This window comes from Pseudomonas sp. B6001 (assembly GCF_013386015.1).
In the GTDB taxonomy this organism is placed as follows: Bacteria; Pseudomonadota; Gammaproteobacteria; order Pseudomonadales; family Pseudomonadaceae; genus Aquipseudomonas.
Genome location: NZ_JACAOX010000016.1, coordinates 69,574 through 82,979 on the forward strand (window position 1 = coordinate 69,574; position 13,406 = coordinate 82,979).

Sequence of the window (13,406 nt, forward strand, 5' to 3'; positions counted from 1 at the left end):
CTACGGGCTACTCAGCGAGTGTGTACCTCACATCGCCGCCCGCAACGAGCGCGGTGAAAGCCCGTAATGTGACTTGAACCTCACCGCAAACCGCGACGCCGACGCATACCCGCACGCACTGGAAATCTCCCCGATGGAATCCCTGGAGGTTTGCAGCTGTTGCAACGCCGCCCCCAGCCGAACATTTTCCAGGATGGCCCTGAAGCTAGCATCCTCATTGGCCAACTGCCGACGCAACGTCGATTCCCCCAGATTCAACTGCTGCGCAACCGTGGCAACGGTCCAGTCCCTGGACAGGTTGCTGCCGATCAACCGCTGCACGCGTTCACTCAAGGGGTCGTTGCGATCCATCAGCAACGGTCCCGCCTGGCCGGCCAGGCACAGGCAGAGCAACACGGCCTCGCCATAGTGGGTGCACAAGGCCGACGGGGCGCCGGTGCTCAGTGCGGTCAGCAGTTGGTCCCAGGCTTGTCGGGTCTGTTTGTCCAGGCGTACGCACAGGTCGGCATGCATGCTGCCCTTGAACTGCGCGCCATACCGGGCAACGAAGTTACGCAACACCGGCACCGGAAACGACACCACGTCGGCGATGTAGTCACCCTGGGCACCGGGAAAGTTGGTCACCCCAAGCTCGCGGCCCGCCGGCAGTAGAATCAGGTGCTGTGGGCCGGCGCGCATTTCGCGCTCATCCCACTGCATCAGTTTTTGCCCCTGGCGCACGCGGCACAGGGCGGTCATGAAGATCGGCACGCGTTGCAGGGTATGGTGTTGCCGGGCCCTGATCACGCAGCTTTCGATGATGCTTTCCCGGTGCCGCAGACCTTCGTGAACATCCATCGTGACTAGCGTCCGTAAGGGGCCGTGATTGTGGCCTTGGCCAAGCTGTTGGCATTGAGCATGTAGCCGACCAGGGCGCCGCTGGATTGATTGTCGATCGGCAGGGTGTCGACTTTCAACGCCCACACGGTGAATTGATAGCGATGCGGTTTATCACCCACGGGCGGGCAAGCGCCGCCGAAGCCGGGTTGGCCGTAGTCCGTGCGGCCTTGCACTGCCCCGGCCGGCAGGTGGGTGCCGACATTGCTCGGCAGGCTGGAGACGGTGACGGGCAGGTTCACCACCGTCCAGTGCCACCAGCCGCTGCCGGTCGGGGCGTCGGGATCGTAGACGGTGATGGCGAAGCTTTTGGTGCCCGCCGGGGCGTTGGCCCAGGACAGGGCAGGGGAGGTGTTGCCCCCGCTGCAGCCGAAGCCGTTGAATTCCTGCAGGTGCGTCAGCGGGCGTTGGTCGGCAATGTCCGGGCTGTTGAGTGAGAAGCTGGCGGCGTGTCCGCTGGCGGCCATGATCAGGGTGATCGCGGGGGCAAGTGCTTTGAGTTTCATTGCGGTGATGTCCAGGCGTGGTTTGAGCCTTGATCCTAAACAGCGCGTAGGCACGGCACTGCGCCGAAGCGCTCGATGATTGTGCCGAAACGCTCTGCTCACTAAGGCTGAGCCCTCAGCGTTCGGATGATGAACGCATGCAGGCTATTGACCGCCTTGGACCCGCGGGACGCCCGGCTACGCAGAATCGAAACCTCCATGGGCTCAATGCTGCCCAAACCGTGCTCGTCACCGAGTACCTGGAGCGAATCCTGCACGGTGCATTGGGTGATCGCGGCAATCGCGAGCCCGCCCTCGACGGCGGCCACCTGGCCGGCAAGGCTGGAGCTGTTGTACACCACCTTGAATTCGCGGCCTTGCTGGGTGAGTGCGTTCACCGCATATCGCCGGGCGAGGCTTGCGCTTTCGTAGACGGCGATGGGGATCGGGTCGCGCCGCCACAGTTCGAACTGCGGTGAACCTACCCATACCATGGGCTCCTTGAACAGGAAGGTGCCGCTTTGGGGCGAGTCCCGAGACACCAGCGCCAGGTCAAGATCGCCGCTGCGCAACTGTGGGATCAGCGTGGTCGACTGTTCACAGGTCAGTTCGATTTCCACACCGGCGTAGCGCGGCGAATAGCGTTTGAGCAGCGGCGTGAGGTACCGGGCCGCGTAGTCTTCGGCAACGCCAAGGCGGATGCGCCCGGTCAGCTCTTCACCGTGAAACGCCGCCTGGGTTTCAGCGTGCAGGGCGAGCATGCGCCGGGCGTAGCTCAGCAGCGTCTGGCCATCGGCAGTCAGTTGCAGGTGCCTCGGGCCGCGACTCAAGAGCTGTCGTCCAAGGGCGGCTTCGAGTTTCTTCATCTGCATGCTGACGGCGGACTGCGAGCGGTTGACCTCGTGGGCGGCGCCAGACAACGAGCCGGCATCCACCACGGCCACAAAGCATTTGAGCCAATCGAGTTGCAAATCGCTGGCGGGCATCGCGCTGACCTCTATTCGTTAATCGAATGGCTAAGGCCTGAATTATGCGCTTTTCATGGACGCTTGTTCACCCGCAACATTCTGCCTTGAACCAACACCTTCTGGATCGGATCCATGCCCTTTGATACCTGGTTGCTTTACCTGGTTACCTGCTTCGGCATCTCGGTGGTGCCAGGGCCCAATGCGTTATTGGCGCTGACCCACGGTGCCCTTCACGGCAGCCGCAAAACGCTGTTCACCATCAGCGGCGGCGTGCTCGGTTTTGCGATTGTGCTGGCGCTGTGTGCGTTGGGGTTGGGTGCGCTGATCCAGGCATCGGCCAGTTTGTTCACGGCCTTGAAGGTGGCGGGTGGGCTGTACCTGATCTGGCTGGGCTTCGGGCTGTGGCGGGCGGCACCGGTCAGCCTTGAGGCGACCGGCACTACCAGCTCGCGGAGCTGGCCGCTGTTCCGCCAGGGGCTGGTATCGGCGATCTCAAACCCCAAGGCCTTGCTGCTGTTCACCGCGTTTATTCCACCGTTCTTGGACCCGCACCGGAGCATCATCGCGCAGACGCTCACCATCGCCCTGACCTACGCCGTGGTGGAGTTCATCGTCGAGTACCTGGTGGCCAGCGCCGCGCACCGGGTAAGGCCCTGGCTGGCGCGAACCGGGCGCCGATTCAATAAAGTCTGCGGCGGTTTTTTTGTGCTGTTCGGGTTGGCCCTGCCTATCCACGCCTGAGCACGGGCTCACCGGTCGGGCCGTGATGATTCCTTTTTGCCATCCATCATGATCGGGCTATGATCGGCAGATCCGAACCAGACGCTTCCCAGACCTATGCCCGTTGACCTGCAAGCCCTCTATCCGAAACTGATCCACTTGATGCTGGATACAGTGTTCGTGGTCGACAGTGAAAACCAGATCGTGTTTGTGAGTGATGCCTGCGAAGCGCTGCTGGGGTACCGCGCCGAGGAACTGACCGGCACCCTGATCACCCACTACATGCACCCTGAAGACCTGGCCCGCACCCGGGCCTCGATTGTGCGGGTCATGAATGGCAAACCCCACGTCGACTTCCGCAACCGCTACATCCGCAAGGATGGCAGCGTGGTGCATATCCTGTGGGCTGCTTTCTGGTCTGAAGAGGTGGGCGCGCGGATTGGTGTCGCGCGGGACATCACGGCCCTGACGCAAGCCGAGGAGGAGCTGCGCTTCCTCGCCCACCATGACCCGCTGACGGCTCTCACCAACCGGTCACTGTTCAATGACCGGCTGGACGAGGCCCTGCAAGTGGCGCGCCACCACAAAAGCCCATTGGCCTTGCTGTTTCTGGACGTGAACGACTTCAAGGGCATCAACGATGTGCATGGGCACGCCATGGGCGATCGCGTGCTCTGCGTGATCGCGCGGCGGCTGGAAGGCTGTGTGCGTGAAACCGACCTGGTGGCCAGGATGGGCGGGGATGAATTTACGGTGCTGCTGACGGATATTCAGTCGTCGGACGCCGTGTCGGCGAAAGTGCAGCAGATACTCGCGGTGATGGCCCAGCCACTCAGCGCGGAGTTCGGCGCGGTGAAAATGCCGTCCTGCAGTATCGGCGTGGCGTTTTATCCGGCGGACGGCGAGGATGCCGACAGCCTGCTCAGCCACGCGGACGGTGAGATGTACCGGGTTAAAAGGCAGCGGTTTGCAACCGATTAACGCTGCTGGAAAGCAATCTTCAGCCCCAATCCCATGAACAACGTCCCAATGATCTTCCCCTCCCAACGGCGCAGCCTTGAAAGGCCCACCATCCATTGGCTCAACGGACGAATCGCCACCGAAATCAGCGTGGTGTACACCGCACTGAGCCCCGAGAAGATCAACCCCAACACCGCGAACTGCGCCAGGGAAGAACCCGATTCCGGGTGAATGAATTGCGGCAGGAAGGCCAGGAAGAAAATCGCGGTTTTCGGGTTCAGCACTTCGGCACCCACCGCCTGGAAATACGCCTGGGTCGAGGTCACCGTGGGCAGGTCTTTGCGCGTGGTTACGCCAGGCTTGGCCATGAAGGCGCGTACGCCCAGGTAGATCAGGTAGCAGGCACCGACGATTTTGACCACGTTAAACGCCACGGCCGAGGTCATCAGGATGGCCGACAGGCCTAGCGCCGCGCACAGCGTATGGATCAGGTCGCCCGAGGCCACCCCCAGCCCGGTGGCAATCCCGACCTTGCGGCCACCCTGGAGGGTGCGGGTGATCACCAGCAGCACGGCTGGGCCGGGAATCAGGAAAAGGCCGATGACCACGGCGACATACGTCAGGATGGGGGCGAGTTCGAACATGCTGTGTTATCTCAATGCCGGATGCGTCCTACAGTAATCCTCATCCCGGGGATTAACGCAATACAGATGAACTCCCGCCGGAACCGCCTGGCCTTTTACTTCGCGAACGCGTATGCGCCACCCTGTTCCAGCGCCTTGCGATACGCCGGCCGTTCCTGAAAGCGTTGCACCCACGCCGCCACATTCGGGTAGGCCTGCAGCTTGCCCTGAGCCCGGGCGATTTCGCCGATGAAGCTCATCTGGATATCCGCGCCGGTCAATTCGTCACCCACCAGGTACGGCGTGAGCCCCAGTGCGTTGTCCAGATAACCCAGGTAGTTCGCCACCTCGGATTCGATACGCGGATGCAACGGCGCACCCGCGTCACCCAGGCGCCCGACGTACAGGTTGAGCATCAGTGGCAGCATGGCCGAACCTTCGGCGAAGTGCAGCCATTGCACGTATTCGTCATAGGTTGCAGTGGCCGGATCCGGTTGCAGGCGGCCGTTACCATGGCGGCGAATCAGGTAGTCGATGATGGCGCCGGACTCGATCACCACGTGGGGACCGTCTTGAATCACCGGTGATTTGCCCAGGGCATTGATCGCCTTGAGTTCAGGGGGCGCGAGGTTGGTTTTCGGGTCGCGCTGGTAGCGCTTGAGCTCGTAGGGCAGGCCGAGTTCTTCGAGCAGCCACAGGATGCGTTGCGAACGGGAGTTGTTGAGGTGGTGGACGATGATCATGGTGGCTCCGCTGGGCGAGAATAGAGGCGTATAGGGACAGACCGCGGTGGCGCTGTGGAGTGCCGTGAATTAAATCTGCTTCGATAAAGGCATGAAAGATGGATAATCACGCCGGCAAGCACTGATTACACACCGGATAGAAAACATGAATCGTCAAAAAAAACTACAGCAGCTGTTCAAGGCCAAGGCCAAAAAGGCCAGCGCCAAATTGGCACCGGCCAAAAAGGATAAATACATCAGTAAAGCAGACCGATTGAAGCTGGCTGCCGACTCCGGTGATGAGCCTGTTGTTACCTCTGAGAGCTGATCCAGAAGGCCTAAGCATTACCTGATAGGGAGTCGACGGAAAAACCATGAACACTGCTCAACTCGCGATTCAGCACTACATACTCGCCAAGGACGGCAACCGCCCGCATTTGCTCAGCCGGGCGTTTGTTCCCGAGGCAATCCTGGACATGGTGGTGCGCACCGGGTCCATCTCGTTTCCGCCCCACGTCGAAGGGGTGGGCGGCATCGGCGATGTGCTGGTGAGGCGGTTCGGGCAGACCTTTGAAAACGTCTATACGTTTTGCCTGGGGCAGCCACCGCAGGGGGGGGCCCAAACCTATCAGTGCAAATGGCTGGTGGGCATGTCCGACAAGAACTCCGGCGAAGCCCGGGTTGGGTGCGGAGTGTATGAGTGGCAGTTCAGTGTCGAATCGGGGCTGGTCGAAAGGCTGACGATTACCATCGAGCATATGAAGACACTGCCGGCGTCAGACTTGGGAGCGTGATGAGCTGGGTGTCCGGCCTGAGTTACCCATGGTGCAGCCCGCAAGCCGCCGTGAGCGAGGCTCCCGATATTGACGGGATTGGAGAGGTGCTCCAGTACCTTGCGGCCTTATGACTCGGTGTTGCACCGTAGATCGAAATCCGCCCGTGCCTGTTCAATCTCCTCCAGGTTGTTTGCCGCCCAGACCCACACGCCACAAAAGGCGGCACCCAGCGTAAAGCCGAGGGTTGTCAGGCTGTATTCAACCTTCGGCGGCACGACGGGGTAGACCTTGCGCACCACCAGGCCGTCCCTCTCCATCCCCCGCAAAGTCTGCGTCAGCATTTTCTGGCTGATGCCGCCGACTCGCTCACTCAGGCGCGTGAAGCGCAGCGGCGTCGTCTCGATCAAGGCTTCAAGAATCAGCATGGTCCATTTGTCTGCAACGCGACCTATCAGGTCGGTCACCAGGGGCGCGATCCGTGGGTCCAGATCCTTCGGGGGTGTTTGCCGGGCATAAAACTGGGCGGCGGCAATCTGCTCGTCGGTAAAGCCAGGGTGTTTGTTCATTTGTTGGACACTCTCTTTCAGGTGCGTATAGATCTTTTGGGTGCCTACTTACTTAAGGCCAGTGTATCCCTCAAGCTCCTTGCGTGTGACCCACCATTGGAGAGTGTCGATGAAGATGACCGGACGAACAGTGCTAGTGACGGGAGGTTCGAGTGGTATCGGGCTTGAGCTTGCACGCCAGCTTGTGGCACGAGGCAATACCGTGATCGTGACGGGCCGCGATCAGCACAGGCTGGACGAGGCGCGGCAACTGCTGCCGAGCCTGCACACGTTTCAAAGCGACGTGCGCGACCCCGCCAGCATCCAAACGCTGTTTGCGGCAGTCACCGGTCAGTTCCCTGGGCTCGATACGCTGGTGAATAACGCGGGCGTGATGCGCAATATCAAGCTGGCCGGAGAGCGGGCGCTGGCGGACGTGACTGAAGAGATCGAGATCAACCTGAACGGCCCGATCCGGATGATCCAGCAATTTCTTCCCTGGCTGCTCAAGCACCCGCGCGGCCTGATTGTTAACGTCTCGTCCGGGCTGGCGTTTGTGCCGTTTCCGGCGGCGCCCGTCTACAGTGCGTCCAAGTCCGCATTGCACGCTTACACCCAGTGCCTGCGGGCACAGCTTCAGCACAGCGCCGTCACCGTGGTGGAGCTTGCCCCACCCGGCACCGAAACACCGCTGCTCAGGGCCGAGTTCGCGGAAGAAATGAAGAACGAAAAAGGCATGGACCCGGTGCTGATGGTGCAGCACTGCATCCGGCAAATCGAAGCCGGCCAACTGGACATATGCCCGGGGTTGAGCAAGGTGCTGAAGGTAGCCAGCCGGGTTGCGCCTGGCCTGATATTCAAACAGATGACCAAGCTCAGCCGGCTGGCGCCGGTGCGGCCTTTAACATGATCGGACGATTCAATGCGCATCCGCAGTCGGCTGCTTCGGCGGCTGCACCTTGCGCATCAACGGCACCAGCAACACGGCGACGACGAAGCACACCATGATCATCAGGAATGCGTCCGCATAGGTCAGCGTTTGCGCCTCGCGCCAGGTCAGCGCCCACAGCTGACTCAGCGCGAACTGGCTCGAATCCAGGCTGTTTTGTCCCAGCAACTGGGCATTCCCGGAAAGCTGGTCAAGCCACACATTCATCGATTCGTTCCGGATGTTCAGGTGTTCAGCCAGGCGCAGGAAGTGCAGGTTGGTGCGGTCATTGAGCACCGTGGCGCAGGCGGCGATGCCGATGGCGCCGCCGAGGTTGCGCATCAGGTTGAACAGGCCCGAGGCGAGCTTCAGGCGGTCGGGGGCCAGTGCGCCGAGGGTCAGGGTGACCACCGGCGGCACTGCCATTTGTTGAGCAAACCCGCGTATGGCCTGGGGCAACAGCAGCTCCCTGGCGCCCCAGTCGTGGGTGATGGGGGAGAAGTCCCACATCGACAGGGCGAACAGCGATAACCCGAACATCAGGATCCAGCGCAGGTCGAAACGATTGGCCAGCAAGGCGTACACCGGGATCGCCAGCAACTGGAACACCCCCGTGGAAAACACCGCCAGGCCGATATCCAGCGAGCCGTACCCGCGCACCCGCCCGAGAAACAGCGGCGTGAGGTAGATGGTGGCGAAAATGCCGATGCCGGTGATAAATGAAAACAGGCAGCCCAGGGCGAAGTTCCTGTCCCGAAGCGCGCGCAGGTCGACGATCGGCTCCTTGATTTCCAGGCAGCGCCAGATAAACAGCCCGCCGCTGATGGCGGCTATCCAGGCCGTGGTCGAGATGGTGCTGTCGCTGAACCAGTTCCAGCGCGGGCCCTCTTCAAGGGTGTATTCCAGGCAGCCGAGAAACACCGCCATCAACGCCATGCCGATATAGTCGGCGCCCTTGAGCAATGACGGGTTGGGGCGGTCGACCTTGACCAGCATCGGCACCGCAAAGGTCACGAAGAGGCCGGGCAGCAGGTTGATGTAGAACAGCCAGTGCCAGGAGGAGATGTCGGTGATCCAACCGCCGACGGCCGGGCCCAATGTGGGGGCCAGGGACGCGATGGCGCCGATGGTGGAGGCGGCGATCACCCGCTGCTTGCCGTTGAAGTACATGAACGCGGTGGTGAATACCAACGGAATCATCGAGCCCCCCAGGAACCCCTGCAAGGCGCGAAACGCGATCATGCTCTGGATGTTCCAGGCCATCGCGCACAGCAGGCTGGTCAAGGTGAACCCGGCCGCCGACGCCGCGAACAGCCAGCGCGTGCTCATCACCCGGGAGAGCCAGCCTGACATGGGGATCACGATGATTTCCGCGATCAGGTAGGCGGTCTGCACCCACGCCGTATCGTCCGCGCCGGCAGACAACCCGCCGCCGATGTCCTTGAGGGAGGCGGAGACGATCTGGATGTCGATCAAGGCGATGAACATGCCCACGCACATGGTGGCGAAGGCCGCGACTTTTTGTGCGGTGCTGAGGGCGGGCAACGGGCTGTTCATAGCTGGGCCTTGAGGGCGCTGGCCTGGTCCTCGAACGCCTCATCGGTGTTGACCTTCGCCATCACCGACAGGCCCGGACGCAGGGCGCCGAAGTCGGCATCGTTGCTGTCGAGGCGCACGCGCACCGGCACTCGCTGCACGATCTTGGTGAAGTTGCCGGTGGCGTTTTCCGGCGGCAGCACACTGAATTGCGCCCCGGTGGCGGGGGCCAGGCTCTCGATGTGCCCGTGGAATTCACGGCCGGGGAGGATGTCGGCGCGGATGCTCACGCTTTGCCCGACCTGCAGGCGCCCCAATTGGTCTTCCTTGAAGTTGGCATCCACCCACAATCCTTTCGCGGGCACCACCGAGATCAGTTGGCTGCCGGCCGCGGCGTAGGCACCGACCCGGGCGCGGCGGTTGCCCACGTAACCATCCACCGGCGCCCGCAGTTCGGTATAGCTGATGTTCAATTGCGCCTGGTCGCGTTCGGCCTGCGCCTGTTGCAACGCGGCACGTGCCTGGCCGCGCTGGGTTTCAATCACGTCGATTTGCCGGCGCGCCGCCATCAACCCGGCCTGTGCCCGGGAGTGGTCGGCGCGGGCGGTCTTCCATACGGCGCTGACCCGCTGTGCGCTTTCGACCGATACGGCCTGGCTGCGCACCAGGTTCTGGTAACGCGTTTGATCGTCGCCGGCCCGTTGTGCTTCGGCATCGGTGGCGTCGATCTGTGCCTTGGCCTGGTTGATCACCGCCAGTTGCAGTTGTTCGGTGGCGTCGAGGTTGGCAAGCGAGGCCTGTTGCGCGGCCACGGCGCCGTCGGCCTTGGCCAGGGCCGTGCGGTAGTCGCGCACATCGATGCGCGCCAGCACGTCGCCGGCCCGAACGAACTGGTTGTCCTGCACCGTCACTTCGCTGATATAGCCCGGCACTTTGGCGCTGATCACCGTCACATCCGCCCCGACATAGGCGTCGTCGGTGTCTTCGATAAACCGGCTGACCAGCCACCAGTGACTGGCGTACCACACGCCGCCCGCCACGGCCAGGGTCAACAGCCCCAGGCGTAAAACCTGTTTGCGCCGGGATGGTTGGATGGGTTCGGGCACAGCGCTGACTGGAGCGTCCATGACGAAATGACCTCGTTGAGTATTAGTGGGGGAAGGGGCTGACCAGCTGGTCTTTTTCGGCGTAGGCCCGGCCGGTTCGTGCGCGCCACAGGGTCAGCGGTTCGGCATCGGCGCTGACATGTACGCGGTGGCCCGCACGGGTGATGGGGTTGCCGGTGTTGGCATCCATCAACGCCAGCACCACCGGGCGCCCGGTGGCCTCATCGGCGAGAAACACCTTGGTCGAGCCCTCGGCATGCCGCGCGCCCCAGGCCATCAGCGTGAGGATGACCTGGCGCAAGTCCCGGCCCGCTTCGGTGAGGTGGTACTCATGGCGCGGCGGGTTGTCCTGGTACGGGCGCCGTTCCAGCAAGCCGCCGGCCACCAACGCATTCAGGCGGCGGGTCAGGGTGTTCGAGGCGATCCCGAGGCTCTGCAGGAACTCGTCGAAACGGCGTAGCCCGTAGAACGCATCACGCAGGATCAACAGGCTCCAACCATCACCGATGTGCTCCAGGGCACGGGCGACCGGGCAGGGCATGGGTTGGAAGCTGGCTTTCTTCATGAGGGGCTCCGGGAACTGTTGCTAAATATTACGAAAGTAATATTGCACAGTGGATTTCATAATGAAAGTCACTAGTTGAAATTTTTTGCAGCGATGGATGGCGGCCAGGCAGACGCAAAAAAGCCCCGGGATTCGGGGCTTTTCAGAGGGGAGGGTGTAGGGGGGCCGTTTGAGCGCGGCTGTCCTTATGCCTGCGCCGGTGCCTGGCAGATACGTGAACCTGTGCGCCGCGAACGCCAGCCGAGCCCCAGCACCATCAGCAAACCCAGGGCCGCCATGATCGCACCAGCCAGCGAAATGGCCGGGTAGCCCAGCCCTGCGTTGATCACTGCTCCCCCCAGCGCCGCGCCAATGGCGTTACCGAAGTTGAACGCACCGATGTTCATCGCCGAGGCCAGGTTGGGTGCATCCTTGGCGGCTTCCATCACGCGCATCTGCAGGGGAGGTACCAGCGCAAAGCTGGCGGCGCCCCACAGCAGGATCGACAAGGCGGCGGGCAGCGGCCATTGCATGAGCACAGAGAACGCCAGCAGCACGGCAATCAGGACCACGAGCGACGTTATCAGGGTGCGGTCCACCGAACGGTCCGCAGACTTGCCGCCCCAGACGTTGCCGAGGGTCAGGCCGATCCCGAACAGCACGAGCATTGCGGTGACGAAGTTGGTCGAGGCGTGGGTGACATCCCGCAGAATCGGCGCGATATAGGTAAACACCGTGAACATGGCGCTGGACCCCACCACGGTCAACGCCAGCGCTGCCAGTACCGGCCCGCGGCCCAGTACGCGGATTTCGGCCATCAGGCTTCCCCCTTTTGGAGCGGGCGTATTCGGTAGCGCCCACCACAGGGCCACCATCACGAACGCCCCGAGCCCGCTGATGCCCCAGAACGCCGTACGCCAGCCGAAGTTCTCGCCGAACCAGGTTGCCAGGGGCACGCCACCGATGGTCGCCAGGGTCAGCCCGAGGAACATCGCGGCGACGGCCCCCGCGCGTTTGTCGGGCGCCACCACACTCGCTGCCACGATGGAGCCGATGCCGAAGAATGCCCCGTGATTCAGCGATGTCACCAACCGGGCGACCATCAGGGTCTGGTAGTCGGTGGCCAGGGCGGACAGCAGATTACCCAGGGTGAAAATGGCCATCAGGCCCACCAGCAGATAACGGCGCGCCACCCTGGCTGTCGCGAGGGTCATGATCGGGGCGCCGATCAGCACGCCCATGGCATAGGCGCTGACCAGCAGCCCGGCGGCGGGAATGGAAACACCGAGGTCGGCGGCGATCCCGGGCAACATGCCCATGGGGGCAAACTCGGTGACCCCGATGCCGAAGGCGCCGATGGACAGTGCTACAAGGGGTGGGTTGATACGCATGGGTGACTCCTCATCTTTGTATCAAATGCTACAATCACGACTTTTCAGGCGGTAGCCCTCGGCAGGGCACTACAGCTTTGCGTGGAGATCACAAGTGGACATAGGCGGTCGGTCGGGGGAGATGGCGGTGTTCGCCATGGTCGCGGAGCAGGGCAGCCTCTCGGGGGCGGCTCGGGTGCTGGGCCTCACACCGTCATCCATCAGCCGCATCATCACCCGCATCGAGGGGCGCATAGGCACCCGCCTGCTGCTGCGCACCACCCGGGCGATCACGCTCACCGCCGAAGGCGAAGCGTATTTGCGCGGCGCCCGGCGGATCCTGGCGGACATGGCCGAAGTCGAGGATGCGATCACCGACCAGGGCGCGCCACGGGGGCGGCTGAGGGTCAGCGCGGCGCTCGCACACGGGCGGCTGTCGATCGTGCCGCTGGTTGCCGCGTTCAGCGCGCGCTACCCGGCCATCGTGGTTGAGTTGCGGCTGGAGGATGAGGTGGTGGATATCCTGGGCGGGCAAGCGGACGTTGCAATCCGCTTCGGTCAATTGGCCGACAGCCCCTTGACCGCTCGCCTTATCGGCTCCATCGGCGAGGTGATCGTGGCTTCCCCGGACTACCTGGCGCGTCACGGCACGCCGCGGCTGCCGCAGGATTTGCTCAACCACAACTGCCTGCGTTTCAACTTCCGCCGGGCAGCGCCCGACTGGCCGTTTCGCGTGGACGGGCGCGATTTTTCGCTGCAGGTGTCGGGTACGATCGAGGGTAACAGCGGGGAGGTATTGTCCCAGCTGGCCAAGCTGGGTGCCGGCATCGCGCGCATTGGCGCATTCAGCGTGGCAGATGACCTGGCCAGCGGTGATCTGGTGCCGTTGCTTGAAGCGTACAACCCCGGAGACCAGGAGCCGATTCACGCGGTGTTCGTCGGCGGCGCGGCGATGCCTGCGCGGGTCAGGGCATTTGTCGACTTTCTGGTGGAACACCACCCGGCGTGACCGCCACTGACACCACAGGCCGCTCCTCCTGACGCAATCCTCTTGAATACTTGCCTAATCCTGCGATCTTGCCCACCCCTGCATAGCGCCTTGATGAACCAGGGTCTAAAGTCATTCCCATCGCCCGCTAGACTAGTCAAACCACGCGCGCGCGAACCAGACGGGCCATCGATGCCCAGCGGCGAGGCCCCGTCTTGCCGTCTAAAAATACTAAAAAATGCAACACCAACCGATGATC

At 62.7% G+C, this 13,406-nt stretch carries 15 protein-coding genes and 1 pseudogene; 6 read left to right on the forward strand and 10 right to left on the reverse strand.

Going from position 1 to position 13,406, the window contains the following annotated elements; all coding sequences use genetic code 11:
• Window positions 1–27: 27 nt before the first annotated feature.
• From HX821_RS16955 to HX821_RS16965, 3 genes are all read right to left on the reverse strand, one after another.
• Window positions 28–837: an AraC family transcriptional regulator gene (locus HX821_RS16955; RefSeq protein WP_177028427.1), complete on the reverse strand. Its 810-nt coding sequence runs from the start codon at window positions 835–837 to the stop codon at window positions 28–30.
• 5 nt (window positions 838–842) lie between these two features.
• Complete coding sequence (locus HX821_RS16960; protein ID WP_003215583.1) at window positions 843–1,382, reverse strand: kinase inhibitor; 540 nt, start codon at window positions 1,380–1,382, stop codon at window positions 843–845.
• A gap of 101 nt (window positions 1,383–1,483) precedes the next feature.
• The gene (locus HX821_RS16965; protein ID WP_177019879.1) at window positions 1,484–2,347 is read right to left on the reverse strand and encodes a LysR family transcriptional regulator; all 864 of its coding nucleotides are present in this window, start codon (window positions 2,345–2,347) and stop codon (window positions 1,484–1,486) included.
• A 114-nt stretch (window positions 2,348–2,461) separates the two neighbouring features.
• Here HX821_RS16965 and HX821_RS16970 point away from each other — a divergent pair, with 114 nt between their 5' ends.
• Both HX821_RS16970 and HX821_RS16975 read left to right on the forward strand, forming a co-directional pair.
• On the forward strand, window positions 2,462–3,070 hold the full coding sequence (locus HX821_RS16970; protein ID WP_087694681.1) for a LysE family translocator: 609 nt from the start codon (window positions 2,462–2,464) through the stop codon (window positions 3,068–3,070).
• Window positions 3,071–3,166: 96 nt separating this feature from the next.
• The gene (locus tag HX821_RS16975) at window positions 3,167–4,030 is read left to right on the forward strand and encodes a sensor domain-containing diguanylate cyclase (RefSeq protein ID WP_177036108.1); all 864 of its coding nucleotides are present in this window, start codon (window positions 3,167–3,169) and stop codon (window positions 4,028–4,030) included.
• On the opposite strand, the gene HX821_RS16980 is transcribed toward HX821_RS16975, so the two are convergent.
• Window positions 4,027–4,653, reverse strand: coding sequence for a LysE family translocator (locus HX821_RS16980; RefSeq protein ID WP_177022092.1), 627 nt, complete (start codon window positions 4,651–4,653; stop codon window positions 4,027–4,029). The genes HX821_RS16975 and HX821_RS16980 overlap by 4 nt on opposite strands.
• A 95-nt stretch (window positions 4,654–4,748) precedes the next feature.
• Entirely contained in the window at window positions 4,749–5,375 is a 627-nt protein-coding gene (locus HX821_RS16985; protein WP_102368774.1) for a glutathione S-transferase family protein, read from the reverse strand.
• Between the two features lie 145 nt (window positions 5,376–5,520).
• On the opposite strand from HX821_RS16985, the gene HX821_RS16990 reads away from it, so the two are divergent.
• Window positions 5,521–5,682, forward strand: coding sequence for a DUF2986 domain-containing protein (locus HX821_RS16990; protein ID WP_177036109.1), 162 nt, complete (start codon window positions 5,521–5,523; stop codon window positions 5,680–5,682).
• A 46-nt stretch (window positions 5,683–5,728) separates the two neighbouring features.
• Window positions 5,729–6,261 (forward strand): annotated as a pseudogene (locus HX821_RS16995) (hypothetical protein).
• On the opposite strand, the gene HX821_RS17000 reads toward HX821_RS16995, so the two are convergent.
• Window positions 6,256–6,696 carry a helix-turn-helix domain-containing protein gene (locus tag HX821_RS17000; RefSeq protein ID WP_003215603.1) on the reverse strand — a complete coding sequence of 147 codons (441 nt, stop codon included), beginning with the start codon at window positions 6,694–6,696 and terminating at the stop codon, window positions 6,256–6,258. The pseudogene HX821_RS16995 and the gene HX821_RS17000 sit on opposite strands and share 6 nt — an antisense overlap.
• Window positions 6,697–6,805: 109 nt before the next feature.
• Here HX821_RS17000 and HX821_RS17005 point away from each other — a divergent pair, with 109 nt between their 5' ends.
• Entirely contained in the window at window positions 6,806–7,585 is a 780-nt protein-coding gene (locus tag HX821_RS17005) for an SDR family oxidoreductase (RefSeq protein ID WP_177036110.1), read from the forward strand.
• A 9-nt stretch (window positions 7,586–7,594) separates the two neighbouring features.
• On the opposite strand, the gene HX821_RS17010 is transcribed toward HX821_RS17005, so the two are convergent.
• The 4 genes from HX821_RS17010 to HX821_RS17025 form a co-directional block, all read right to left on the reverse strand.
• A complete protein-coding gene (locus HX821_RS17010; RefSeq protein ID WP_177036111.1) occupies window positions 7,595–9,160 on the reverse strand; it encodes a DHA2 family efflux MFS transporter permease subunit in 1,566 nt (521 codons plus the stop codon).
• Window positions 9,157–10,266 (reverse strand): HlyD family secretion protein, encoded by a 1,110-nt coding sequence (locus HX821_RS17015; RefSeq protein WP_177036112.1) that lies wholly within the window; start codon window positions 10,264–10,266, stop codon window positions 9,157–9,159. Before HX821_RS17015 ends, HX821_RS17010 begins: the two co-directional genes overlap by 4 nt.
• 22 nt (window positions 10,267–10,288) lie before the next feature.
• Window positions 10,289–10,810, reverse strand: a complete 522-nt coding sequence (locus tag HX821_RS17020) for a helix-turn-helix domain-containing protein (protein WP_177036113.1) — start codon at window positions 10,808–10,810, stop codon at window positions 10,289–10,291.
• Window positions 10,811–10,995: 185 nt separating this feature from the next.
• A complete protein-coding gene (locus HX821_RS17025) occupies window positions 10,996–12,180 on the reverse strand; it encodes an MFS transporter (RefSeq protein WP_177036114.1) in 1,185 nt (394 codons plus the stop codon).
• A gap of 94 nt (window positions 12,181–12,274) precedes the next feature.
• Here HX821_RS17025 and HX821_RS17030 point away from each other — a divergent pair, with 94 nt between their 5' ends.
• On the forward strand, window positions 12,275–13,168 hold the full coding sequence (locus tag HX821_RS17030) for a LysR family transcriptional regulator (protein ID WP_177036115.1): 894 nt from the start codon (window positions 12,275–12,277) through the stop codon (window positions 13,166–13,168).
• Window positions 13,169–13,406 lie beyond the last annotated feature (238 nt).